General features: G+C 53.2%; 22 protein-coding genes. 14 read left to right on the top strand and 8 right to left on the bottom strand.

Annotated elements, in window-relative coordinates; all coding sequences use genetic code 11:
• Positions 1-3 precede the first annotated feature (3 nt).
• Genes FJW00_RS11470 through FJW00_RS11460 form a run of 3 tightly spaced genes read left to right on the top strand, consistent with a single transcriptional unit; the run spans position 4 to position 2,690 of the window.
• The gene (locus FJW00_RS11470; protein ID WP_009092289.1) at positions 4-813 is read left to right on the top strand and encodes an amino acid ABC transporter permease; all 810 of its coding nucleotides are present in this window, start codon (positions 4-6) and stop codon (positions 811-813) included.
• Positions 806-1,558: an amino acid ABC transporter ATP-binding protein gene (locus FJW00_RS11465; RefSeq protein WP_009092290.1), complete on the top strand. Its 753-nt coding sequence runs from the start codon at positions 806-808 to the stop codon at positions 1,556-1,558. Before FJW00_RS11470 ends, FJW00_RS11465 begins: the two co-directional genes overlap by 8 nt.
• Before the next feature lie 19 nt (positions 1,559-1,577).
• On the top strand, positions 1,578-2,690 hold the full coding sequence (locus FJW00_RS11460) for an NAD(P)/FAD-dependent oxidoreductase (RefSeq protein ID WP_058958259.1): 1,113 nt from the start codon (positions 1,578-1,580) through the stop codon (positions 2,688-2,690).
• A 33-nt stretch (positions 2,691-2,723) separates the two neighbouring features.
• On the opposite strand, the gene FJW00_RS11455 is transcribed toward FJW00_RS11460, so the two are convergent.
• Positions 2,724-3,236, bottom strand: coding sequence for an RcnB family protein (locus tag FJW00_RS11455; RefSeq protein ID WP_140924167.1), 513 nt, complete (start codon positions 3,234-3,236; stop codon positions 2,724-2,726).
• A gap of 94 nt (positions 3,237-3,330) precedes the next feature.
• Positions 3,331-4,611, bottom strand: a complete 1,281-nt coding sequence (locus FJW00_RS11450) for a serine hydrolase domain-containing protein (RefSeq protein WP_140924165.1) — start codon at positions 4,609-4,611, stop codon at positions 3,331-3,333.
• 238 nt (positions 4,612-4,849) lie between these two features.
• Here FJW00_RS11450 and FJW00_RS11445 point away from each other — a divergent pair, with 238 nt between their 5' ends.
• From FJW00_RS11445 to uhpT, 5 genes are all read left to right on the top strand, one after another.
• On the top strand, positions 4,850-5,518 hold the full coding sequence (locus FJW00_RS11445) for a YecA/YgfB family protein (protein ID WP_140924163.1): 669 nt from the start codon (positions 4,850-4,852) through the stop codon (positions 5,516-5,518).
• 181 nt (positions 5,519-5,699) lie between these two features.
• Positions 5,700-6,293, top strand: a complete 594-nt coding sequence (uhpA, locus tag FJW00_RS11440; RefSeq protein ID WP_140028820.1) for a response regulator transcription factor UhpA — start codon at positions 5,700-5,702, stop codon at positions 6,291-6,293.
• Complete coding sequence (gene uhpB, locus FJW00_RS11435; RefSeq protein WP_111207672.1) at positions 6,290-7,789, top strand: signal transduction histidine-protein kinase/phosphatase UhpB; 1,500 nt, start codon at positions 6,290-6,292, stop codon at positions 7,787-7,789. Before uhpA ends, uhpB begins: the two co-directional genes overlap by 4 nt.
• Before the next feature lie 9 nt (positions 7,790-7,798).
• Positions 7,799-9,127: an MFS transporter gene (locus FJW00_RS11430; RefSeq protein WP_140924161.1), complete on the top strand. Its 1,329-nt coding sequence runs from the start codon at positions 7,799-7,801 to the stop codon at positions 9,125-9,127.
• 151 nt (positions 9,128-9,278) lie between these two features.
• Positions 9,279-10,670, top strand: coding sequence for a hexose-6-phosphate:phosphate antiporter UhpT (uhpT, locus tag FJW00_RS11425; protein WP_009092301.1), 1,392 nt, complete (start codon positions 9,279-9,281; stop codon positions 10,668-10,670).
• A 127-nt stretch (positions 10,671-10,797) separates the two neighbouring features.
• Here uhpT and FJW00_RS11420 read toward each other — a convergent pair whose 3' ends face one another.
• Entirely contained in the window at positions 10,798-11,319 is a 522-nt protein-coding gene (locus FJW00_RS11420) for a hypothetical protein (protein ID WP_140924159.1), read from the bottom strand.
• 576 nt (positions 11,320-11,895) lie between these two features.
• Here FJW00_RS11420 and FJW00_RS11415 point away from each other — a divergent pair.
• From FJW00_RS11415 to FJW00_RS11400, 4 genes are all read left to right on the top strand, one after another.
• A complete protein-coding gene (locus FJW00_RS11415) occupies positions 11,896-13,410 on the top strand; it encodes a BglG family transcription antiterminator (protein ID WP_140924157.1) in 1,515 nt (504 codons plus the stop codon).
• Between the two features lie 15 nt (positions 13,411-13,425).
• Positions 13,426-13,899, top strand: a complete 474-nt coding sequence (locus FJW00_RS11410; RefSeq protein WP_140924155.1) for a PTS sugar transporter subunit IIA — start codon at positions 13,426-13,428, stop codon at positions 13,897-13,899.
• A 113-nt stretch (positions 13,900-14,012) separates the two neighbouring features.
• The gene (locus FJW00_RS11405) at positions 14,013-15,437 is read left to right on the top strand and encodes a PTS fructose transporter subunit IIC (protein WP_140924153.1); all 1,425 of its coding nucleotides are present in this window, start codon (positions 14,013-14,015) and stop codon (positions 15,435-15,437) included.
• Between the two features lie 5 nt (positions 15,438-15,442).
• Positions 15,443-16,303 carry a ketose-bisphosphate aldolase gene (locus FJW00_RS11400; protein ID WP_140924150.1) on the top strand — a complete coding sequence of 287 codons (861 nt, stop codon included), beginning with the start codon at positions 15,443-15,445 and terminating at the stop codon, positions 16,301-16,303.
• 35 nt (positions 16,304-16,338) lie between these two features.
• Here FJW00_RS11400 and FJW00_RS11395 read toward each other — a convergent pair whose 3' ends face one another.
• The 4 genes from FJW00_RS11395 to FJW00_RS11375 all read right to left on the bottom strand — a co-directional run bounded on the left by FJW00_RS11395 (position 16,339) and on the right by FJW00_RS11375 (position 22,100).
• Positions 16,339-17,139: a CDP-diacylglycerol pyrophosphatase gene (locus tag FJW00_RS11395; protein WP_140924148.1), complete on the bottom strand. Its 801-nt coding sequence runs from the start codon at positions 17,137-17,139 to the stop codon at positions 16,339-16,341.
• A gap of 179 nt (positions 17,140-17,318) precedes the next feature.
• Complete coding sequence (locus tag FJW00_RS11385) at positions 17,319-17,675, bottom strand: putative T6SS immunity periplasmic lipoprotein (protein ID WP_140924146.1); 357 nt, start codon at positions 17,673-17,675, stop codon at positions 17,319-17,321.
• Between the two features lie 2 nt (positions 17,676-17,677).
• Positions 17,678-18,220, bottom strand: a complete 543-nt coding sequence (locus FJW00_RS11380) for a hypothetical protein (RefSeq protein ID WP_046101145.1) — start codon at positions 18,218-18,220, stop codon at positions 17,678-17,680.
• 364 nt (positions 18,221-18,584) lie between these two features.
• Positions 18,585-22,100 carry an AAA domain-containing protein gene (locus tag FJW00_RS11375; RefSeq protein ID WP_140924143.1) on the bottom strand — a complete coding sequence of 1,172 codons (3,516 nt, stop codon included), beginning with the start codon at positions 22,098-22,100 and terminating at the stop codon, positions 18,585-18,587.
• Between the two features lie 503 nt (positions 22,101-22,603).
• Here FJW00_RS11375 and FJW00_RS11370 point away from each other — a divergent pair.
• Positions 22,604-22,819 carry a hypothetical protein gene (locus tag FJW00_RS11370; protein ID WP_258317034.1) on the top strand — a complete coding sequence of 72 codons (216 nt, stop codon included), beginning with the start codon at positions 22,604-22,606 and terminating at the stop codon, positions 22,817-22,819.
• Positions 22,816-23,067, top strand: coding sequence for an ogr/Delta-like zinc finger family protein (locus FJW00_RS11365; protein ID WP_140924141.1), 252 nt, complete (start codon positions 22,816-22,818; stop codon positions 23,065-23,067). The genes FJW00_RS11370 and FJW00_RS11365 overlap by 4 nt, the downstream gene beginning before the upstream one ends.
• Positions 23,068-23,331: 264 nt before the next feature.
• Here FJW00_RS11365 and FJW00_RS11360 read toward each other — a convergent pair.
• A partial coding sequence (locus FJW00_RS11360; protein ID WP_140924139.1) for a ParA family protein occupies positions 23,332-25,995 on the bottom strand: 2,664 nt, incomplete at its 5' end.

The raw sequence follows: 25,995 nt of genomic DNA, 5'->3' as shown, positions 1-25,995 counted from the left end.
GCGATGGAGCTGCTCACGATTCTTTCCCGCACCTTCTTTGATTTTTCATCAATGAGGGAAGTACTGCCGCAGATGCTGACCACCGGGCTGGTCAACACGGTGATTATCTCACTGGCGGCGACGCTGCTCGGCACGCTGTTTGGCCTGCTGCTGGCGCTGATGGGCATCTCGCCCTCGCGCTGGCTGCGGGTGCCTGCCCGGCTCTATACCGATCTGTTTCGCGGTCTGCCTTCCATTCTGACCATTCTGCTGATTGGTCAGGGTCTGGCGCGCTTCAGCTATCAGCTGTTCGGCCCGACACCCTATCCGCTGGGGATCTTCGCCCTCAGCCTGATCGCCAGCGCCTACATGGGCGAGATTTTTCGCGCCGGTATCCAGAGCGTGGAACGCGGCCAGCTGGAAGCGTGCCGTGCGCTGGGGATGAGCTATGGCCGGGCCATGCGACGGGTCATCATCCCACAGGGGATCCGTCGCGTGCTGCCCGCCATCGTTAACCAGTTCATCGCCATCATCAAGGATTCGTCGCTGGTCTATCTGCTCGGCCTGATGACGCAGCAGCGTGAGCTGTTTCGCGTGGGTCAGGATGCGGCGGTGCTGACCGGCAACCTATCGCCCCTGATGCTGGCAGGACTCTTCTATCTGATGATCACGGTGCCGCTGACGCACATGGTCAACTATGTCGATGTGCGCTACCGCACCGGACGCCGTCGTCTGACGGCCCCGCAAAGCGGTCTGAAAGAGGTGGATGAGGTCAGACCGTCCGGCGGCGCCGTTCTGGTCACTCACCCCCGGATGGGAGGCAACCATGAATAATCTGAATGGCGCGAGCTGGCGCGGCGCCAGCCTGGAGCTGCGCAATCTGACCCTCGCCTATGGCCCGATTGAAGTGCTGCGTAAGGTCTCCCTGCAGGTGGCCCCGGGCACCACCACCTGCATTATCGGACCATCGGGATCGGGTAAATCGACCCTGCTGCGCGGTATCAACCGGCTGCACGAACCGCAGTCGGGGGATGTTTTGCTGGCCGACCGCTCCGTGCTGCGCGACAAGCCTGATGCGCTGCGGCTGCGGATTGGCATGGTGTTTCAGCACTTCAATCTCTTCCCCGATCACACTGCGCTGGAGAACGTCGCCCTCGCCCCCTGGTGTGTCAAAGGCCTGCCCAAAGCGCAGGCGATGGCGATTGCGCGTCAGCGGCTGGAAGAGGTCGGTCTGGGTCAGCGCGCCGATCACCGGCCGCGCGATCTTTCCGGCGGCCAGCAGCAGCGGGTCGCGATAGCCCGGGCGCTGGCGATGGACCCGGAGGTGATGCTGTTCGACGAGGCCACCTCCGCGCTTGACCCCGAACTGGTGAAAGGAGTCCTGACGCTGATGGCGGATCTCTGTCGTCGCGGCATGACGATGGTGGTGGTGACACATGAAATGGGCTTTGCGCGCAAAGTGGCGGATCAGGTGGTGTTTATGGACGAAGGCGAGATTGTGGAAGCCGGGCCGCCAGACGCCATTTTTGACGCGCCGCAGTCGCCGCGCCTGCAACGTTTTCTCTCTGAAGTGCTGTAACTGAGCAAGGAACCTGACAATGGCGGTAAAAACTGAAATGAAGGTGGTGGTACTGGGCGGCGGCGTGCTGGGCGTTTCGACGGCGCTGGAGCTGACAAAACGCGGGGCGGCGGTGACGCTGGTGACCGAGGCGGAGGTCTGTTCCGGCGCATCGGGACGTTCACTCTCCTGGCTCAATTCGGCGGGTGAGCGATCCCGGCCCTATCATGCGCTGCGCATGGCGGGCATCGATCGCTATCGCACGCTGTTTGCGCAGCACCCTGACCTCGACTGGCTGCGTTTTGATGGCGGACTTTGCTGGTTCAGCAACGATGCGGCCGGGACGCAGGCGCGACACGCCTATGAGAAGGCGCACGGCTACGACTCTCAGCTCATGAGTGCCGATAACGTGGCGCTGGCGGATGCGACGGTCGATCCCGATGCGCTGCCGTCGCAGGCGATCTTTAATCCGGGTGAAGGCTGGGTCAGCCTGCCGCACCTGGTGGATTATCTGCTGAACCAGTTCCGGTCACGCGGCGGCGAAGTGATCGAACACGCCGGTAAAGCCGCCGTGATCACCGATCAGGGCCGGGCCTGCGGCATCCGCAGTGACAAGGGGGAGATGCGGGCGGATGCGGTAGTGGTCGCCTGCGGCCCCTGGACCCCGGAGGTGGTCGCCCCGCTGGGCGTGACGATCCCCAATGGTTCGCCGGTCTCGATGCTGGTGATCACGGAACCGGCCGGGCATCAGCTGAAAGCGGTGCTCAACACCCCGCGCGCCGCCATCAGACCAAATCCCGGCAACCGCTACGCGCTGGACCATGACTGGTATGAGGCGGATATCCAGCCGCTGGCCGACGGCGATTACCATATTGATGAACATGTTGTGGCCACGCTGGCCGCAGAGGCGAGCCGGCTGTTACGCGGCGACGAGCCGCTCAGCGTGCAGAGCTGGAAGATTGGCCTGAAGCCGATTCCGGGCGATGGTGATCCGGTGCTGGGTGAACTGCAGAAGGTACCGGGCTGTTATGTGGCCTTTACCCATTCGGGTGCCACGCTGGCGCTGATTGTCGGCGAGCTGCTGGCGGAGGAGATCGTGACCGGTGAGAAGCATCCGATGCTGGCCAGCTTTGGGGCTGAGCGCTTCGGCTGAAAAAAAGCCGGTCATCACGACCGGCTGATTATTTTAGCCACGGAAGAAGATATCACCCGATTTCCCCATGACAATTTTGCCGGTGTCATTGGTAATCAGGATGTAGTTGGCGTTGATGTAGGCCCAGTGGGTGTTCTCCTGCGGGGCCGGCAGATTGCGTTTCTGCCACTCAACGATGGTGTAGGTTTTATCCGTGTACTTCTCTGGCACCGTGTCGCCGATGTTGTACTGTTTGTAGTCGATGATGATGGTGCTGAGATCGTAATTCGGGCGCGCACTGTTGGCCGTTGACGGCGTGGTGGGCGTCGTCGGCGTAATGCCATCGTTAGACGGTGAGCTGGTCGGTGCCTGGCTCTGTGCGGCACCGTTGTCCGGCTGGGCGTTGCCTGCACCAGACTGCGGCTGGGCATCCGGGTTAGCGGGCTGGATCTGCGGCGGAGGCGGAACGCTGTCGGTGGCTTCGCCAGCCGCCTGAACAGCAGGGATCAGGCTCAGTGAGCCAACCAGTAATCCCATTGATAAAAGTACACGTTGAGTCCTGCGCATAATGATTTCCACGTTGAATTTTGACAGTCAGGCTAAATTTATCGCACTTCAGTTCCGGCGCGATGACGCTATGTGCCAGGCAACACAGCGCAATTCACTTTATGGCGCCCTGGTCAGCGGTAACGGATCGCTGTGCGACCACTTTATCCTGAGTTGCGAGATCGACCAACAGCGCAATGCCTAAATAGTTACTCCAGTTAAAACCGTTCTGCAGCACCACAATCGCGTTACCGTGACCTTTATCGTAGCCGATAAAACTTGCGTAGCCGCCGATGTAGCCCACCTGATAGGTGATCGGCTGCCCTTCTGTTGTCTCGGTGATCCAGGCGATATTCTGCGTTTGTGCGCCCTGCCGGTACCAGGCACGGTTCACCGCCGCAAACGCCCTGTCCCTTTCTGCATCACCGGTGGCCGTTAGGTGCGCGCGCAGATAGCGACTCAGATCGCGCGCGCTGCTGTAAAGGCTGGCCGCCGCCACCATGTTGCCGTGAAAATGCCAGTCAGGCGTCAGCGCGCCACGGCGGATAAATTTCGGCTGATCGCCGGCGTGGCCCAGCGCGCGCCACGGAAAGCCCGCCAGCGTTTCCGGCTCAAAACTGCTCTGATCCATCTTCAACGGGGCGAAGATAAGCCGGGACGCCAGCGTCTGGATATCCTGATGAAAGCGCTCGCGCAGAATGAAGCCCAGCAGCGCATAGCCGAGATTGGAGTAGCACGGCCTGCGAACCGCCGGAGCAGAGAAATCCGCCAGGTAACTCAGCACGCTATCGCTATCCAGATTGCCGTAGAAGTTTTCGCCCGTGCCGAGATAGCGGATGAACTGGTGCAACATCGGCAGATCCATGTCCTGCCGCGGCAGACCGGAGGTATGCGTCACCAGCTGCAGCAGCGTGATGCGGCGTGCGTCACGACTCAGCGGCACGCCCGCGGGCAGCAGATCGGCCAGCGTGTCGCTCCAGTGCAGTTTGCCCTGATCCACCAGCTGGATAATCACCTCGGCCGTCACGCCCTTACTCAGCGATCCCAGCGCAAACAGGGTGTCCGGGGTCACCGGATAGCGATGCACCCGGTCGGTGACGCCAAATGAATAGTAGTGCGTTGGCTCGTCATGATGGATGACGGCAATACTGATGCCGGGAACCTGCTTCTGCTGCATGTAGTGCTGTACGATGTCATCGACATTTTCGTTGAAGGTGGCATGCGTCAGGTAGACACGATCGCTGACCGGGGCGGAGGTTTGCGACAGGGTGCCACAGCCGGTCAGCAGAACGATCGCCGCCGGGATCCCGCAGGGCTTGCCGATCCGCTGAGCGACCTGAGCCAGCCGTTTGAGGCAGAGCGCAGCGATCCGGCTGCCAGAAAATTCCTTTTTCATAGATTAATCATTCAGTTAAGTAGAGTTATCGCGCAGCAGGCTGGCCGTAGCGCAAAAAGGTACCATAAAGTGCGGCGGGCTATCGCCTGCATAATGGGGTAAAAGGGGGGTTAAACGCAGGTTCACCCTGCTGATGCCGGACAGCGTTAGCTGTGTTGCTGCCCGCAAGGGTGTACACTGCTGCGGTTTTAAGGCTCAACGCCGCGCTGAAATTTAGATATGCCCGGGAGGCAACCGCATGAAAGAAGGCCCACTGACCGAAAAAGAGCTGCAATGGCTGGAAGATATGCTGGAAAAGTATGGCAGCGAAGCGTCGATTCTCGATGTCTCCGAACTTGATGGTCTGCTGACGGCGATCCTCTCCGGTCCCGTAACCGTGGAACCCAGCCAGTGGCTGGTGGCCCTGTGGGGTGGCGAGAAACAGATTCCGAAATGGAGCAACGAGCGCGAAATGACGCGCTTTATGTCGCTTTGCTTCCAGCATATGAATGACGTGGCAGACCGCTTAGCGGAATTCCCGGAGCAGTTTGAACCGCTGTTTGGCATCCGTGAGATGGAAGGACTGGAGTTTACCGTGGTGGAAGAGTGGTGCTTCGGCTATATGCGTGGCGTCGCACTGACCGACTGGTCGGCGCTGCCCGCGGATCTGCAGCCTGCGCTGGACGCTATCGCCCTGCATGGCACCGAAGAGAACCTCGAAAAGCTCGACGCCATGACACCGGAAGAGATGGAAGCCAGCATCGAAGCTATCCGCCCCGCTGCGCTGGTGCTGCACGATCACTGGATCTCGCAGCCCGAGGCGGTGCCGGTGCCGCAACAGCCGGTGACCGTCGATAAGCAGCCCGGCCGCAACGATCCCTGCCCGTGCGGCAGCGGCAAAAAATATAAGCAGTGCTGTCTGCACTGATCGAACGGAGTGCGTTCTGATCTGCCGGGTGGGGTTCTGCCCGGCAGATTTAATCTGCAGATCGCCAGCGATCTGACCGCTGTCACCCCGCCCGCCCCCGCAATCCTGTAGAGTGGTCACGACTTGAACAGCTTCACGCTTATCGCTAAGGTAAGCGCGATTTTACCTGCCAGGAAACGCCATGATTACCCTCGCGCTGATTGACGATCACCTTATCGTCCGTTCCGGTTTTGCCCAGTTGCTCGCCCTGGAACCTGATTTTCAGGTGGTGGCGGAGTTCGGCTCCGGCCGTGAGGCGCTGGCAGGGTTACCGGGCCGGGGCGTCCAGGTCTGCATCTGCGATATTTCCATGCCAGACCTCTCCGGGCTGGCGTTACTGAGCCAGCTTCCGGCGGGGCTGGCCACGATCATGCTCTCTGTACACGACAGCCCGGCACTGGTTGAACAGGCGCTGAATGCCGGTGCGCGTGGCTTTCTCTCCAAACGCTGTCGCCCCGATGAGCTGATCGCGGCGGTGCGCACCGTCTCCACCGGCGGCTGTTATCTGACGCCAGAGATTGCGGTTAAACTGGCCGCCGGGCGTCAGGATCCGCTGACCCGTCGCGAACGTGAGGTCGCAGAGAGGCTCTCTCAGGGCATGGCGGTCAAAGAGATCGCGGCTGAACTCGGCCTGTCACCAAAAACCGTGCATGTCCATCGCGCCAACCTGATGGAGAAGCTCGGCGTCAGCAACGATGTGGAGCTGGCGCGCCGCATGTTTGATGGCTGGCAATGAGCCCTCTCTTCTCCCGGCTGATCTCAGTGGTCGCCAGTTTCTTCCTCTTCTCGGCAGCCTGGTTCTGCCTGTGGAGTATCAGCCTGCACCTGGTTGAACGCCCGGAGCTGGCGGTGCTGCTCTTCCCGTTTGGCCTGCGTCTGGGGCTGATGCTGCAATGCCCGCGCAGTTACTGGCCGGTGCTGCTGGCGGCTGAGTGGGTCATGCTGCTCTGGCTGGCGAAGGCCGTTTCCCTGGCGCATCTGCCGCTGTTGATGGCGGGCGGCGTGCTGACGCTGCTGCCGGTGGCGCTGATCTCCCGTTTCCGCCACCAGCGTGACTGGCGCACGCTGCTGAGCCAGGGCGCGGCGCTGATCGCCGCAGCGCTGCTGCAGTCTCTGCCCTGGGCCGGTCAGGCGGAGATGCTCAACACCCTGCTGCTGACGCTGACCGGCGGCCTGACGCTGGCCCCGACCTGCCTGGTCTTCTGGCACTACCTCACCCGAACCCGCTGGCAGCCGCTGGGTCCGTCGCTGATTTCGCAGCCGGTCAACTGGCGCGCCCGGCATCTTGTCTGGTATCTGCTGCTGTTTGTCATCAGCCTCTGGTTGCAGCTTGGCCTGCCTGCGGAGCTGTCACGCTTTACCCCTTTCTGTCTGGCGCTGCCCATCATTGCGCTGGCCTGGCACTACGGCTGGCAGGGCGCACTGATCGCCACGCTGATGAATGCCATCGCGCTGATCGCCAGCCAGACCTGGCATGATCATCCCGTCGATCTGCTGCTCTCCCTGCTGGCCCAGAGTCTGACCGGGCTGCTGCTGGGTGCCGGTATCCAGCGGCTGCGCGAGCTGAACCACTCCCTGCAGAGTGAGCTGGCGCGCAACCGGCGTCTGGCGGAACGCCTGGTGGAGACGGAGGAGAGTGTGCGTCAGGAAGTGGCGCGTGAACTGCACGATGATATCGGGCAGACGATCACGGCGATCCGCACACAGGCGGGCATTGTGCAGCGCGTGGCGCCGGACAACAGCCGGGTGATCCAGAGTGGCGTCCACATTGAACAACTCTCGCTGGGTGTTTATGACGCGGTACGGCGACTGCTGGGGCGTCTGCGGCCGCGGCAGCTGGATGACCTTTCGCTGGAGCAGGCGATCCGTTCTCTGATGCGGGAGATGGAGCTGGAAGATGCCGGCATCGTCAGTCATCTTCACTGGCGCATTGATGAGACGCTGCTGAGTGAAGCGCAGCGCGTCACGCTGTTTCGCATCTGCCAGGAGGCGCTGAACAACGTTGTTAAACATGCCAGCGCCAGCGCCGTGATACTCAAAGGCTGGCAGCAGGATGATCGCCTGCTGCTGGTGATTGAAGATGATGGCTGCGGTCTGCCGCCAGGCTCCGGTCAGCAGCGCTTTGGGCTGGTCGGGATGCGCGAACGCGTCACCGCGCTGGGCGGGTCGCTGACCCTCTCCTGCACCCATGGAACCCGCGTCAGCGTCCACCTGCCGCTGCGGGCTGTCTGAGGAACTGCCGTGTTTACCTTTCTGAAAACGCCTCCTGACGCGCCGCGGCTGCAGGATAAACGTGAGATTGACAGCCGCTATCGCTACTGGCGCCGCCACATCATGGCGACCATCTGGATCGGCTATGCGCTGTTCTACTTTACCCGCAAGAGCTTCAACGCGGCAGCGCCGGAAGTGATCGCCAGCGGTGTCATGCTGCGAACCGATATCGGCCTGCTGGCGACGCTGTTTTACATCACCTACGGCCTGTCGAAGTTTTTCTCCGGCATCGTCAGCGACCGCTCGGATGCGCGCTACTTTATGGGGCTGGGCCTGATCGCCACGGGCGTGGTCAATATCCTGTTTGGCTTCTCCACCTCGCTGTGGGCCTTTGCGCTACTCTGGACCCTCAACGCCTTTTTCCAGGGCTGGGGAGCGCCGGTCTGCGCCCGCCTGCTCACCAGCTGGTATTCGCGTAACGAACGGGGCGGCTGGTGGGCACTCTGGAACACCGCTCACAACGTGGGCGGCGCGCTCATCCCGATCATTATCGGCGCGGTGGCGCTGCAGTATGGCTGGCGAACCGGGATGATGATTGCGGGCAGTCTGGCGATCCTTGCCGGGCTGTTTCTCTGCTGGCGTCTGCGCGACCGGCCTCAGACCGTGGGCCTGCCTGCCGTGGGCGACTGGCGACAGGATGAGATGGAGATGGCGCAGCAGCAGGAAGGTGCGGGCCTGAGCCGCCAGGCGATCCTGACGCGCTACGTGCTGCTCAACCCCTACATCTGGCTGCTGTCACTCTGCTACGTGCTGGTCTATGTCGTCCGTGCCGCGCTTAATGACTGGGGCAACCTCTACATTTCGGAGACGCTGGGCGTTGACCTAGTGACGGCGAACTCCGCCATTACGCTGTTCGAACTGGGTGGCGTAATGGGCGCACTGGTGGCCGGCTGGGGATCGGACAGGCTGTTTAACGGCAATCGCGGCCCGATGAACCTGATTTTCGCCGCCGGCATTCTGCTTTCCGTGGGTTCACTCTGGCTGATGCCCTTTACCAGCTATGTGATGCAGGCAGCGTGCTTCTTCACGACCGGATTCTTTGTCTTCGGCCCGCAGATGCTGATCGGCATGGCGGCGGCGGAGTGTTCACACAAAGACGCGGCGGGCGCGGCAACCGGCTTTGTCGGCCTGTTTGCCTACCTTGGCGCGTCGCTCTCCGGCTGGCCGCTGGCGTGGGTGATCGACATCTGGCACTGGAGCGGCTTCTTTGCGGTGATTGCCACGGCTGCGGGGATCTCTGCCCTGCTGCTGCTGCCGTTTCTGAATGCGCAGGCGCCGCGCTCCCAGCCTGAAGCGTGATACGCCTCTCTTTTTTGCCCTGAGTCGGGCAAAACTAAGACATTTTCCTGGTTTCGCCTGGACGCTGTCTCAGGCCGGTCTGGTCAGCGGTTTTTACAATGCCAGCCATTCGCTGCCGATGGCAGTTTTCCAACCAGGAGAATCCCCTTCCATGCTGGCCTTCCTCAAACAGGTGCGCAGACCCACGCTGGATCTGCCAATCGAACTGCGGCGCAAGATGTGGTTCAAGCCCTTTATGCAGTCCTATCTGGTGGTCTTTATCGGCTACCTGACCATGTATCTGATCCGCAAAAACTTCAATATCGCGCAGAACGATATGATCACCACCTACGGGCTGAGCATGACCCAACTGGGGATGATTGGTCTGGGCTTTTCCATCACCTATGGCGTCGGGAAAACCCTGGTCTCCTATTATGCGGACGGTAAAAACACCAAGCAGTTTCTGCCGTTTATGCTGATCCTTTCGGCCATCTGTATGCTGGGGTTCAGCGCCAGCATGGGCAGCGGTTCGATCAGCCTGTTCCTGATGATCGCGTTTTACGCCCTGAGCGGCTTCTTCCAGAGCACCGGCGGCTCCTGTAGCTACTCCACCATCACCAAATGGACACCGCGCCGTAAGCGAGGCTCCTACCTTGGCATGTGGAACATCTCTCACAACCTCGGCGGAGCCGGTGCCGCGGGCGTCGCGCTGTTTGGTGCCAATGTGCTGTTCGACGGTCACGTGGTCGGAATGTTTATCTTCCCGTCGATCATCGCGCTGATTGTCGGCTTTATCGGCCTGCGCTACGGCAGCGACTCGCCGGAGTCCTATGGTCTGGGCAAAGCCGAAGAGCTGTTCGGCGAGGAGCTGAGCGAGGAGGATAAAGAGGCCGAAGATGAGTCGATGACCAAATGGCAGATCTTTGTTGAATACGTACTGAAGAATAAGGTGATCTGGCTGCTCTGCTTCGCCAACATCTTCCTCTATGTGGTGCGCATCGGTATCGATCAGTGGTCAACGGTTTATGCTTTTCAGGAGCTGAAGCTCTCAAAAGAGATCGCGATTCAGGGCTTTACCCTGTTTGAAGCGGGTGCGCTGGTGGGAACGCTGCTGTGGGGCTGGTTATCGGATCTGGCCAATGGCCGTCGTGCGCTGGTGGCCTGCGTCGCGTTAGCGCTGATTATCGCCACGCTGGGGATCTATCAGCATGCCAGCAACCAGTATGTCTATCTGGCTTCGCTGTTTGCGCTGGGCTTTCTGGTGTTTGGCCCGCAGTTACTGATCGGCGTGGCCGCCGTGGGCTTCGTCCCGAAAAAAGCGATTAGCGCCGCCGACGGCATTAAAGGCACCTTCGCCTACCTGATTGGCGACAGCTTTGCCAAGCTGGGCCTGGGCATGATCGCAGACGGCACCCCGATCTTCGGCCTGACCGGCTGGGCAGGTACCTTTGCCGCACTCGATACCGCCGCTATCGCCTGTATCTGTCTGATGGCGATGGTCGCCGTAATGGAGGAGCGCAAGATTCGCCGCGAGAAGCGACTGCAGCGGCTGAAGATGGCGTAAAGATGTTATCGGGCCCGGCGGATGCCGGGCTTTTTTTGTGCCCAACCCGTCACAGGACTCTGTTTGGCTTTTGCTGACTCAATTCGCCGTTACGCTTAATGCCTGCAAACAGGCTGGAACAGGCATTTTATCCTCTCCTCTTCAATTTTATTTTCTTCCTGACAACGTAATAACAGGCAATTGTTAATAACAGATTTGATGCCAGAAACGCTGCGAGATTTAATGATGAAAAAGCCTGTTCATCCGGGAAAAAGGATGAATAAGGCAGCGTTCGAAAAAGCAGCCAAAAGATAAATGTGAACAAAAAGATTTTCCCCAACCGACGCAACGTTGAGAAAGCCCACTCTTTAGCAAGATAACCTGGCCTTATCCTTCGCGTAACGCCGTTGAAAAAAGTGATGAGCACACTCATAACAGGCACGCTGATCAGGGTATTAACTAAAATGCTGATGTAGTCCCTTAATGATTCCCGGACCTCCGGGTCAGGCTCACCCAGAATAAAACGAGTCAAAACCTGAGCGTTATGAAAATTAAATGATGCTGTTAAAGCGTTCACTCCCCCCTCATAGGGAACCGCTTTAGCGACAAGCAGCATAATTACAGTAAACAACGCTATCCTGATAAAAAGATTAAAGGCACGCTTTGCCATGAGCAATGACCTTAATATTTTCATAAACCATTAGCTCCTTCATACAACAACCCTCTCTCTATTGCATTCTCAATGGTGCATTACGTAAGAGACCCTATGCACAAACTTTCCATGCAGAGCCATAAATAATTTCCTCATGATTTGTCTCTACCCTATTCTTTATCAACCAGGCGGAAGAGTGATTTTTTCTGTCGTTTTCTGATTTCAATGTCTGACATCACTGAGAGGCAGGCCCCATCTCTGAGGTTGCCTGAAGCATCAACGTGCGGCTTCAGGCAACTGATGAGAGCAGATAAAAACGCTCCCGTATTCAGAGGCTGATGCTTTCGCTGGTGTGCCACCTGCCGCATAGCTGTCCGCCATCCGGCAAATCCGCCCGTCGCCTTCTCAATGAGCATCACACCGCAATCAGCCTTCTCCCTGACCGTTCATCTCGTCTCTGTTATTTCAGAACCCGCTGTCAGGTGGTCAGCCAGCCCCCCGGGTTGTGGCCATGTTTTAATATTTACAGGGTCTGGTGCCTTTGCTTAGATGATAACTCCCAAAGGCGAATAACTGATTAAGCGGAACCTGAAGATGATGAAGGCGCTGACAGAACGGCAACTGACCATTATGCGACAGCTTATTTCTCATAACAGTTATGTGAGCCTGCGCGCTATTTCAGAAAAAACGGCCATCACGCCAAGAACGTTACGCCGCGACATTGCCGATATTAATGAAAAACTCGCTGACCAGGGGATCACACTGAGTGGTAAAAGTGGGAGAGGCATCACAATTAAATTTGCTGACGCCACATCCGAAATAGCGGCCCGACGGATTTTTTCTGCGGAGGTGGACGATTTCAGCAGTAACGTCAGAATGCTGAAAATAGCCTCCGATCTGTTAATGCTCTCACCCCGAAGTTCGTCAATCAGTGAGCTGGCCGATAAATATTTTATCAGCCGCGCATCAATAGTGAATGATTTAAAAACATTAGATGCCTGGTTACATCAATTTAATTTAACCTTATTAAAAAGTCGTACCGGCACCAGCATTAAAGGCAGTGACCAGAATATTCGCCTGGCGATGAAAGCGCTGGTCTTAAAATCGATCTACAACCGTCAGGACATGATGGAGAGCCGCCTGGATGAAAGCACGCTGCAGGAGCTTTCAGAGAAGTTTGGTCAGCAGGCTGTCCATTTCACCCTGCAGCTCATCAATTTTATTGAACAGCAGCTGCACTATACGATAAGCGATCCTTACTACATCAATCTGTTCACCCACGTTCTGGTGCTGATTCACCGCAGCCACTCACCGATGCACAGCCCGGACGCCCGCGCCGTGGTCATGAACCGGGTCAGCGATCCGCACGCCTGGCAGGTTTCACTGGCGGTCATAGAGCGTATCGAGACGGCTTACAACACGCTACTGGTCGCCGAGGAGGCGCACTCCATCTATCAGTATCTGGTGTCGTCCGGTAAAGCGGGCGGCGATGCCGATCTGCACGATGACGCGCTGATTTCAGAACGGGAAACCCGCTTTGCCGCGGCGCTGATCGACCGGGTGGCGCAGCGGATCAACATCGCCATCACCACCGATCCGAAGCTGCAGGCTTCGCTGACTTCACACATCAAGCCGATGCTGAACCGCCTCAGATATCACATCCGGATTAAAAATCCGCTGCTGCACGATATCCAGACCGAACTGGGCACCGTGTTCGCCGCCGTCAAAGCGGTGATCCGGGAGCTGACGCAGGAGTATCAGCTGGATGAAATCAGTGACGATGAGGTGGCCTATCTGACCGTGCATATTCAGGCGGCCATCGAAAACAGCATTAAGGTAAAGCGGGTGCTGCTGGTCTGCTCCAGCGGTCTGGGTACCTCGCAGCTGCTTTACGGACGGATCCTGCGCGCCTTTCCTGACTGGCAGATTATCGACATTGTGCCCGGTAAAAATATCGCGGACTCCCTGAAGCGACAGGCGTGCGACGTGGTGATCTCGACTATCCGGCTGGAACCGCTGGAAAAGCCGGTGGTGTATGTCTCCGCCCTCTTTTCGGCGAAAGATATCGCCAGGGTTACCGAATGTCTGGTCTCGAACTCAATTAATTAATGATGGAGAAATAAAATGACGACAGCCGTGGCGATTAATGAAGTGCTTAAAGAAGAGTGCATTATTCTCGATGTCGATTGCCAGACCAAAGAGCAGATTATTTCTCAGCTGACCGATCTGCTCTGCCAGACCGGGGCGGTCACGGATAAAGCCGCTTTTCTGAGAGATGTTTATCTGCGCGAAGAATTAGGCTCAACCGGATTTGAAAATCATATTGCCATTCCGCACGGTAAATCGGCTGCCGTCGTTAAAACCCGGATTGCCGTCGGACGCTTACGCCAGGATATTCCCTGGGAGACCATCGACGGCACCCGGGTGCGGCTGGTGATCCTCTTTGCGGTTAAAGAGTCCGATAAAGATGTCGGCCATATAAAAATGCTCGCCAGAATATCCATTGCCCTCGGTGACGAAGAGGTGGTTGAACAATTATTGAATACAGAGCATCGCGAAGAGATGTTTCATTTATTCCTGTCCCGCTCGGGAGCCTGAATAACAGGGAGATACTGACAAAATAAAACAGTAAGGAGGTTTTCAGACAGTCGCCATCCATCAGTCGTTAAAAAGATAAAAATAAAATCGTTTCCTTTTACCGGAGAACGTTTATGAACATTATTGCCATTACCGCCTGTCCTACAGGTGTTGCCCACACCTACCTTGCCGAAAGTAATTTAAAAAAAGCGGCGAAAAAACTGGGGCTGAATGTATTAGTGGAAACCCAGGGTGCCATAGAAAGCGAATATATTCTCAGCGACGACGATATTCATCAGGCTGATGTCGTATTGATCGCCGCAGATAAAAAAGTCGAGATGGCACGCTTTCAGCATAAAAACGTGATTGAAGTGCCCGTCACCCGTGCGGCGAAAGATGCGGAAGGTCTGTTAAGCGCCATCGTCAACGGCGAGCTGGCACCGAAGCTGGTCGAATCTGCGTCACCTTCCGGCGCTGCTGAACCGGCTTCCGCGGTCAGAGAGGCGTCGGCTTCCCGCTCCTGGGCGTCGGAGATTTATGTCCACCTCATCACCGGTGTGAACCTGATGATCCCGTTTGTGGTGGCGGGCGGCATTCTGATCGCGCTGAGTTTTTCCTTCGGGATTACGGCGGCCACACCAGGGGACGCACATTTCAGCCCGATAGCAAAGATGCTCTCTGACATCGGCGGCGGCTCCGCCTTTGCCCTGATGCTGCCGATTCTTGCGCTGGGCATCAGCCAGTCGATCAGCGGTAAAGCGGGCATCGTGGCGGGGGCCGTGGGCGGGATGATGGCGATCCACACCGGCTCCGGCTTTCTCGGTGCGCTGATTGCCGGCTTCCTGGCGGGCTATATCACGCTGCTCATCAACAACCATATCCACCTGCCCAAAGCGGTCGCCGGGCTGAAGCCCATTTTAATCGTGCCGCTGCTGAGCGTGCTGCTGACCGGCGCACTGATGGTGCTGCTGATTGGTGAGCCGATCAAGATGCTGCTCGGCTGGCTGACCGCCTTCCTCAGTTCGCTGGGTAACACCAATGCGGCCATTCTGGGCCTGCTGTTCGGCATGATGGTGGCCTTTGATATGGGCGGCCCGCTGAACAAAACCGTCTGTATGTTTGCGATTGGCCTGATGTCGAGCGGCATTTATGGCCCGATTGCCGCCTGTATGGCGGCGGGCATGGTGCCGCCGCTGGGTATCGCACTGGCGACCACCCTCTTCCGCCGCAAGTTTACCGAGCAGGAGCGGGAAACCGGCAAGGTGACCTACATCCTCGGCCTCTCCTTCATTACCGAAGGCGCGATCCCGTACGCGGTCGCCGATCCGCTGCGCGTCATCCCGGCGATTGTCGCGGGCTCCGGCTTAGCGGGCGCGCTGTCGATGATGCTGGGCTGCGCGTCCCGCGCTCCACATGGCGGCATCTTCGTCATCTTCATTCCTAACGTGATCAGCAACGTCATGGGTTATCTGTTTGCGATTGCCGCAGGCAGTCTGCTGACGGCGCTGATCCTGTTGTTCCTGAAAAAAGATATCTCCCTTCCTGCAAAACAAGGATAAAACCTATGCTTTACAACATGAAAGACCTGCTCAGCGTGGCCCGTCAGCATCAGTTTGGCGTGGGTGCGTTTAACATCGCCAGCGCTGAGTTTGGACGCGTCGCGGTTGAGACGGCCGAGCGACTGGATTCACCGCTGATTCTGGAGATCCACCCTGATGAGATGGCGTTTACCGGCCCGGAGTTCATCGGCTATCTGCGGACGCTGGCGATTCAGGCGCGGGTGCCGGTGGTGATCCATCTGGACCATGGCCGCACGCTCGAAGAGGTGATGAAAGCGATCTACGCCGGTTTTACCTCGGTGATGATGGATGCCTCCTCTCAACCTTTTGAGCAGAACATTGCGCTGACGAAGAAGATTGTGGAGATCGCCCACGCAGTGAATGTCTCCGTGGAAGCGGAACTCGGCACCATCGGGGTGGCAGAAGGCAGCGGCGAAGGCGGCAGTAATGAGATTCTCTATACCGATCCGCAGCAGGCTGAGACCTTTGTGCGCGAGACCGGCACCGACACGCTGGCAGTCGCTATCGGCACTTCGCACGGCCTCTACCCTAAAGGCAAGCAGCCGAAGCTGGATATCGAGCGTCTGCAGCAGATCCGGAAGGTGGTGGATATCCCGCTGGTGCTGCATGGCGGTTCGGGTAATAAAGACAGCGAGGTAGCGGAGTCGATTCGTTATGGCGTCGGTAAGATCAACATCTCCAGCGATATGAAGAAGGCGTTTTTTGTGGCGCTGGAGCAGGAGCTGAAACAGGGCGGACACGAACCCAATGCGCTGTTTGTAAAACCGATGCAGGCGGCGGGTGAAGTAGTCGCGGCGAAGATGGCGCTGTTCAGTTCGGTGGGGAAAGCGGCGCTGTACCGGTAAGGGGTTGTGTGGTGGATGGCTGGGATGAGGTTTCGTTACTCTGCGGCTGAAACGTCAGCGGGCGGCGCGGAAAGAATAGCGCAGCGTTTATCCAGTAGCGACTCAACAGAAGCCCGATTGCCCTTATCCCAGCCGCGCCGGGTAGTTAGCAGGATAAACCCTTTTTCTCCCGAGAACGTCGTCGGGATGAGCGCCACGCCAGACTCCGCCAGCTGCGGCGAAGAGAGATGGAAATGGCGTGCCACGGAGGAGACAGGATAGATCCCCATCGCCGTCGGCTGCATAACGCGACGGGCAAAGTAGGTGTGATTCAGCAAACGATCGGGTAAGGGTCGCCAGTCATCATGAATAAAGGGGCGCTCGGCCTGGAGCTGACGATAGACATCTTCCCGCAGGCAGGTCAGATGAATATGCAGTTGATTCTGGCTGCGGCCATAAGCGGAATTGAGCGCCATGCCGAGCCGATCTTCAGGCACGGTAGCCCCATAGGCCGCCATCAGACGATAACGCATTAACCAGGCGTAGCCGAAATAATCGGGACGTCCGGGGCGTGATAGCGCAATGCTTTCAATACCGGACATCGCCACCGTGGGCACCAGAATAAAGTGCAGCCTGTGGCGGGGGTTCTGGATGATGCTGTAGCCCTGAGTGTTGTCTTGCGGCAGATAGATTTGCTGGCAGGGTGCCGGATCGCGACGGTAGTGATAGTTATTCATGCAGAGGTCATGCGTGACCGTCCACAGCGCGTCAGAGCGGGCGCATCCTGTGAGCAGCAGCGCGATGACCAGCGACAGAGGCCGGCATCGCCACAACGATTTTTCGTTCAGGCGTCTCAATTATTCAGAACCCTGGTCAGCTCAATCTCATGGGTTGTTAGGTTGAAGTAAAGATAGAATAGATCCCCATCCAACTGATCGGGCTTCGCCCATATTTCCTTCTCCCCCAGACTGCGCTTTTGCTTCACGTATCCCAGCTTTTCGAGATAAGCGTGGAGCGCAGCCGTATCTGTAGCGCCTTATTCTTTTAGATAAGAAAATTCAGCGGTGACTAAATGCGACCCTGATTTATCAGACTGAACATCATAAGCGAAGTAGTAATGTTCTCCCGCTGTGAACTTAAAGCCGAATAGAGGTAGGCACTCACCTTTGGGAACATAAACAGGCTTTTCGTCAAAAATCTTATGGAGGGAGTCGCTTTTTTCGCTGTTGATTTGAATGGCGGTGATCCTTTCCTGTGGCGCCAGTGGCGACACCACACAAACCTGATTATCTTTTAGAAATGCCGTCGCAGATTCACGCTCCACCATTCGATCGCCCGGTCCGGGGCATCCCGTTAAGAGAAATATAGCTCCCAGCCACATTCTTTTTTTCATGTTTACCGCTCCTTCCCTGTTACGATTTTCTGATAAAGCAAGGGGACATCCTGCAACATATCTGCCCCCCTGTACATACCCATGCGCCCAGGCCTCTGATAGAAAGACCACTGACTTATCCCATAAACCAGCAGTAACCAGTAATCAGCTAAAACAGAGGCTTGCTGTTCAAGAGAGTAATCGGTTAGCTTGTCTTTATCTAATCTGTAGGTATATTCAGCAGCCCAGCTAAATGCGCCCCGCATTCTCACCCATTGCCCGTGCTGATGTTGCCACACGTGCCCCAGCTCATGGATGAAAACATATTTATCTTCGATGAAAACAGAGTGCGCGGAGAAGTCTTTTTTGTACATGGTTTTTCTGTACCACAACTCTCCGTTAGGGGTCATAGCGTAGTTTTTTTTCTGAAGTCCGAATGGTAAATAACTGTCGCAATGAATCCAGACACGACTATACACTATTGAATCACCAAACACTCTTCGAGCCATTGCTATCTCGCCTAACGTCATCCGCCGTAATGTTCCTTCTTCTGCCTGTGCACTCATAAATACTCTCCTTGTATGATGTATCTCAGATTATTCAGGCCGGATAAAAAGCGCAACTAACGCACTTTTGACTGAGGCTCTTTATTACTCGCTTGTGGTGAGGGAATGCAAGCAGCCGTCAGGCCATATCACAACGAATATATCAGATAGTAGATTTTTTCAGCATGAATTTTAGCAAATTTTAAATGACCCTTAACTACCTCATTATACGGAATTGCGGCAGTATGCATTAACGACAATATAAATTAGCTTTCCTTGTAACGTAGCTTGTTATTAGAGCGGTGGAATCAGAGGAAAAACCTGACAACAGTATTATAACAATGTTGTCAGGCCACTCTCTGAATAAATTCAAAAAACGCCGGAATTACAACTGACGCAGCTCCAGGCTGGAGAATATCGTCTTAATTTCATCTTTTAAGCTTTCTCCACGGTATACCATCGACGTATCGTATCGTTGATACTTCTCATCCCGGGTAGCGCTAAACCAATTGAATGAACCTATACATAATAACCCGTCGTCACCAATTACAATTTTACTGTGAACACGATTAACCAGCTTTGCTGCAATACCCATCTGATTAAGCTTTTCCATAGCATCATTGAGACGCTGCAGCTTGGCTTTGTACTTTTCATAACTGGCGTCCTCAGTATTGAAACTTTTATCGGTGACCACAGTGATGTCGATACCACGAGCGCGTGCCTGCTGCATTGACGCAAGAAACCCCGTATCTTCCAGTTTTTGCCAGGTTAGCCATGGAGAAACGATGGTGATGCTTCTACTGATAGTGTCAAATGTCTGGTTCAGAAACGCATCATGTTGCTCGACGCCATGTAAAGCAGAGATTTGCGTTTTTGCTGTACTAAGATCGTGCCGTTCTTTTTGCTCAAACTGCAATGCATTATCGGAAGAGGCAAACAGGTATTTCGCCAGCAGACCTCTCGGTGAAGAGCCTGGCTGGATCTCAAACAGGTCCATATCACCAAAGACCAGGAAGCTGTCTTTCGCGCGGGATACCGCAACGTTCAGCATGCTGCTGTCGCTGTCGATAAACCCTCCATCCTCATGTTTTGAATAAACCGGCGAGAACAGCACAATTGCCCTTTCTGCTCCCTGCAGCGAATGCACGGTTCCAACGGTAAGCGAATCCTCATCGCCGCTACAGTTAATATCAAGCCGGCGTAATGCCATTTTTATAGCACTGACCTGCGCTGAAAATGGCGTCACAACGCCAACCAGTTTGTGCAACGGTTTATCGTAATGACGCTCAATATCTTCTTTGTGAGCCGCAAGCCATGCTGCTATGGTCTCAGCTTCAAAGGCGTTGTAGCGACTTCCACCGTTAGACTGCATACCTCTGCCATCAACATGCAAATAGCCCATTGCCGGGAAAATCGTCTCTTTTTGTTCCCCGCGCCTGGGCTGCAACTTACCGTGATAGCTGAGGGTATTACAGTAACCAATGATGTTGTCAAAACAACGACGATGCTCGTAAAGATACATTCCACGGGCTAAATCCGGATCGTACTGATATCGCGAGCTGAACTGCGCAACTTTCATGACACTGCCAGACGCAGCGCTTTTTCCTGAGTCACATACCAGAGCATAAGCTTCAGTGAGTTCTTCCTGCGTCCCCCCCGAAAGGATGTTCTCCTCTACCATATTGCCAATATCAATTGCTGGCAGGCTATTCCAGATAGGCGCGATCTGTTCTGTATCACCAATCACTAACGCTTTCTTTGCCAGTGCGAAAGAGGCTGCTGCAACCTCTGGAAGCACCTGGCCTGCCTCATCAACGATTAATAAATCGGCAAAGTTATATAAATAGCTATCATCGAACTTCTTCCCGCCAACATGTTCTTTGATGAGCATATGCCGAGGCAGCATAAAGCAGGTCATCACAACACATGGTGTCAGCTTCATCCTGCGCTGCCAGCGAGCCTTAACAGTTTTAGCGCCGTTGCGTTTTCTTTCATTCTGAAGATTATCGATGGCAGCCATATCCATCAGCCATCGGCCTTCCCAGTAATGCGTTGCCAGCAGAAACGCAGGAAAACGCAGCTGTGTATCGGCAAGTTCATCGGCTTCGTTCAGGCTTAGCTCCGATACGCCAACATAACCCAGTGAATGGGTAATTTCACACCAGCATTGGGCAGCTTTCTTTTCACGTTGCGAAATTTCTTCAGCAAGGTCAATCTGCTGCTGATATCCATCCTGCTCTTTGTTCGCTTGTGCAATAAGGCCATCGATAAAGGCATCAATCCCATCAGGCAGCGCACCCTGAAATGCTGCCATTCTGGCGCCAAAGGTAGACTCTAAAAACAGGTTCATTTGATAGTGGCGTTTAGTACGAATAGCGGGAAGCCAAGAGAAGAGCGCGAACATAATCGACTCACCGGCTCGATATTGCTGCCACTGTTTTTTGCCTTGCGTTAAAAGTGAGATTTCATTTGTTCTATTGAGCAGCAGCGTTCTCTTGTCCTGCAAATACAGATCGAGATCGTCACTTATGGCACGCTGTTCCTGACGGATTGCGTTTAGTCTGTTCCACGCAGGCTCAATTTGCTTAAGCTTTGAAAAAACATCAGCTAAACGGTCATGCAAGAGATTTACAACGTGTTCTGGAGAACGACATTCCTCAGCAGGAAAAGCCATCCTCGCTTTTTCAAGGAAGAAGATCTTTGCGTCTTCAGCATATTCAAGAGATTCAACACGCTGGAAAAAATCCTCCGTCTGATATTTTTGTGCTGCCTCTGCCTTTCGACCTGAAGATGGGAAATAAGCGCCAAAACTTTTCACATCAGGGAGCCAACGCCCGGCCATAGGTCCGGAACCGGCAGAAAAGTCTTTGCCAAAAGCCTCGATAATGTTGGTCACAGCCTGGTTATTTGTTGATGTCGCGATCACTACCGGCGGTTCAGTTTTGTTTAAAGCAGCTCTCGCCCATTCAGTGGCAATAATTGAAAGAACCAGAGTGGTTTTGCCCGTTCCAGGAGGACCGTTTACAGCAAGAACATCGCCCGGCTGCTGAGTGAGATAGTGGCTCAGAGCATCGCGCTGAGCCACAGCCAATGGGAACTTGTCACCGGAGTGCCCCAATCGCTCACTGAGCATCGCATTACTGGCAAGGAGCGGCTCAACAGGAAACTTATCTTTCGAGGCAAAACGCGCCAGCAATGGCACCTCTTTTTTGCACGACAGCAGATGATCGTACATAGGCAGGATATGAATGCTGGCACCACCTGGCTGGCTGGCTTTAATAACGTAGCCATATCCAGCCAGTTCATATTGCTCAGGTGCTTCGAGCCATTTGCCAGCAACAAATTTTAAAAGTTCGCCTGCGTCTTCAAGATACTTTTGCCACAACGCTTGATGACGAGCATAACGCTCTTCGCGTTGCTCATCGGTCTCCTCAACGTTCTCATCCTCGTTACTGGGACAAAAAGTGATTGAATTATGAGTGGTTTTGTATCTGTCATACTGATCCATCTCACCAATCGAAAAGCTCCCCTTCGGAAGTGGCTCAAGCAGGTCACGGGGTATAGTGGCTGGTGACGCAGGGAACAAAAAACCTTCACGGTTAAGCAACGCAGATGTCACAAGGGGCGTAATAAAACCGGGCGCGCCTGTCGTGCGTTCTTTGCCATGCTTTAACAGGCGTATCCATACCTGTGGTCGTAACAACACCTCAACCGTCTTAACCTGGTTGTCTTCACCCTCAAAGAACGATTGAACAATTTTGTCATCAAGTTTCCCCTGATCAACGCTCATCCACTGCGTGAATGACTCTTCATCTTTACGCTCGAATGTCCCTTTACCCGACTCGGCGTCAGCCAGTGTATTACGCCAGTACGAAGTGAATCTCAGAGTATTGCTGTCCATCGCTATCCCGTAACTTAAGTTAAATTATTCAGATAAATCTTGCTTATGGTTAGGTATTTTCCATGATGAGAGTTGGATCGCAAGTATTTGTTTGTAATAGATACATGGAGAGTGATTTGCAGGCGCTGTGAAAATATCATAATCCCAGTTAATGTGTTCATAACCAAATTTTTTAGTCAGATATATCACATACAAATTCTAATTCATCATTAAACTTCATAATGAAATAACAACCTAAGCAGTTGCAAAGGGACATATAGGTTGCCACACCGTTCTAAAACCCACGATTACATCCCCACAATCTAAATTCATAAGATTCATTTTCCATATTTACTTTTTACTTATCAGCTTTGGCTGGGGATATTTTATTTTTATAAAACCCATTAACTATTGTTAATTTTCACTTTAATCGATCTGACTATAATTTCATAATAGATGAGCGTTACCATTGTGCAGAACTCTCTCTGACATTTTCCGGAGACGACCGGGATAGTATTAAGGACGTGGCTTATCTGGTCGGTAAAGCGCTGACTCAAGCGGCTGCGGCCCTGCCGGAAAGCGTGCTGAAAGAGGCACCGCTGCTGGAGAATATCGGCCTGCAACGCCCGGCCCTGACGGGAGTTGATATGGAGCTTTATACACGCCCCCTGCGCCGTCAGAAACTGGGAGAATCGATCCGGGCACAGCGTGTAAAACTTCAGGAGGGCAGCCAGAAATGATGCACTGTCCCTACTGCAAAAGCGCAGCACACACCAAATCGAGCCGCTATATGTCCGAACAGGTGAAAGAGCGTTATCACCAGTGCACTAACCTGGACTGTTCCTGCACCTTCAAGACAAATGAAAGCATCACAAAGGTCATCACCGCACCGCCGCAGCCGGAAAAAGTACCGGAAGCACCGCCGGAACCGATAAAGGAACGCCAGAAGCTGGGCCGTTACGGTTCTGCATTCCGCCAAGTGCATTAATCCCGCACAGCAGCTGCCGACCAGCGGCTTTTTTGTGTCTTTGTTTTGCCTTTCTGAAGCCCTTTTCTGGCCAGCCGCTTTGTAAAGAGCCGTGCATGCATAGCGTGCATGATTCTGCATGCAAAACTATGCACCGCTTTTCCCCGTTCAGGCCATACCGGGCGCGGCCCGGCCCGCATCATGCACTTGTATGAAAAGCGATGCATAAAGCGGGCAGGCGTGGCGGGGATAGCATTGCGCGCTTAACCAACTACGCGCTTTCTTTTAGAACGGTATACCACCTAGGTTACGTTTTAAGAGAGCCTGAACTCGTGGCCTTCCCCCCACCGCTGAAGAGAACTGCAAGCCTGTACGGTAAATCTCAGGCAAATAAAAGCGTTCTTCATTAGGTTGATCTGTATCCTCATAAATGACACCGAGTTCTTTTAGCGAGGTTAAAAGAGGCAGGTCTAAACCAACCTCTTGAGGGTTAAAAGGAACTTTTTTCAAATCTGGCGATACATTTTTTAAGTTATTGATCCACTGTTCTAATGGTTTAATTTCCTTCTCAGCTTCATCGACTTTTTCTTGGCTGCAAGAATTCAACGAACGTCTGATGGCTTCAGGAGCTAAAAGTCGATCTAACCAAAATTCTATTTTGATTCCATTTGAAGGTGCTTTGAGCATATTGTCAGCTGAGAATTTTAAGAATCTAACAAGATCTCGAGCTTGAAGTCGGCCATTCAAATCGCAGAGCGCAGCAAAGACCCATCTTGCAGAGCTAGCCTCTTTTGAATTATCACGTCCTAATTTCTTTCCCCAAAGACGTTCAAGATTGCTTAGTAGGAAATTAAGACTACCAGACTCAGCATCCAGTTCATTAGCATCTATAACTTCAGCTTTAGCACTTATCCAATAAGCTAATCTTAAAAAGGATTCAGGCGTCCACTCTAATCTAAACTGTTGATACTTAGCGACGTATTGGTTAACATTTTGCTTAATTGCAGACTGTACATAGTCAGCCCTCACAAAACATACCAACCCTATCCTTCTATTCTGCAAGTCAGATATAGCATTTGGTAAATTCAGGAGCGACCTAATTGCAGAATTATGATTTACATCCTTTTCTGGCGCAAAAAGTATATCTTCTACACCATCAACTAATAAAACAATAGTCTTATCAATACTTATTAGATAATCATTCAAATCCTTTAAGTTTTTATTTTCACCAATTATTTCAGAAACTAATAGATTCTGCCAAAAATCATCCCAACTAGTAGTATCGCTCGCCAATGCGTCAGTTATTTTTTTAACATTGAGAAATAAATTGCGTGGTGATTGCGCTGAAATCTCAGTCAAACAATCTGCGCGCTGTTCTGCGACTTGCCCCCTAATCTTCTCATTAAGGTTAGTTGAAGAAATCCATGGAAATATGCTCGCATGAACACTAGACTTGACCTTATTATTTACCTTGAATATAAAATTACTCCAACTTTTCGACTTGCAAACTTGTAAATATGTGAATGTTTTGCCAGCCCCTTTAGCCCCTATTGACACAACATTTGGCAGTGAGTCGGCATAATTTTTAGCTAGATTGCGAATTGGGTCGATGACCAACATATCATCTTCACTGGTATTCTCAGCAAACTGGAAGGACTGACAAGTATCATATAATCGTTGCAATCCACTATCGTTGCCTTGGAAATCATCACCCTCCTTAGAAGAATCAATTAATTCGACGTCGGCAACCCAATCCTTTGCGCTTCCATAAATGCTTGATTTTCTCAACAAAGATAGCGCATCTTTAATATTAGACACACTCATTAAATTCTCATCAAAATCAAATTCCAATAACTCAATTGACTGAGAAATCACATCTTCATCTTCAATGGCCGGATATGCCTCATTAACAATTTGAATGGCTTCTGTATAACTAGAAGAATCTCGGAGCAGCTTTGTCAGCATACTTATTATGACTGTCGGCTTATCGCTTAAATTAGGATAAGTATTTTTAATTGAACTATGAATTTTCTTTAATACTTCGCCAATACCGACAACTGATTGCTTTGCGATCGTTGAAACAAAAAAATGCTCAACTCTTGGATCAAAAATTAAAGGGCTAGAAAGTTCACTTAGTCCAGCACGCAAGTCAATCAGAATAACATCCACCTCAAGCTTATCACCTAAAAGTCTTAGTAAGTCACTTAGTATATATGGATTATCAATGTTTTTAGAAATATGATCTGGTGTTACAGGCATATCCATAATACTTTCTAAGGATAATGCTGAGGGGAGAACAAAAATCTCCTTTGAACTACCATCAATACTAATTGAACTTTTCCTCAACTCTTTAGCGAAGTAATCTATTGTTGCTTCAAACTTTCCTTCCGAGAATTGAATTGCCTCTAAAAAGTTTGTATACGTTACTTTTCCCAAGTTTTCCGCATCAAGCCATAAGGTAAGGCCCGGAGCCTCAAGATCACCATCTATCAATAATATTTTTTTAATATTGTCATTTTCTAATGCTGCACTTGCATAAGTCATTAAAGATGTTGTACGCCCGACACCACCTTTGAATGAATGAAATGCACAGAATTTGGGCCCATTCCCCCATTGTTCTGGTTGTTTGAAACTTGCATTTTCAATATATACATGTTCACGCCACAGTGGATAAACTATGTTCGTTTCTTTCTTCACCCCAATAGTAGGGATTAATTCAATTAGATATTCCGGCCCACCTATTTCCACAAACAACAATAACTCATCTTCTTTTCGAACAATTGAGTCATTAAATATTTCATTTAAATCAGAAATAGCCAATTCTTTATCATTAATATACTCAACCTCCATCCCTGATGAGTAACAATAGATAGCTTTGATATTCTCTAATTTATTTTTAAACTTAAACTTTCTTTTAACTTCTCTTTCTATATCGAGCCAAGTGATATA

The organism is Pantoea anthophila, assembly GCF_006494375.1.
GTDB lineage: Bacteria > Pseudomonadota > Gammaproteobacteria > Enterobacterales > Enterobacteriaceae > Pantoea > Pantoea anthophila.
Note: the sequence above shows the minus strand (reverse complement) of the source record. Positions and strands in the feature narration are given on the sequence as shown.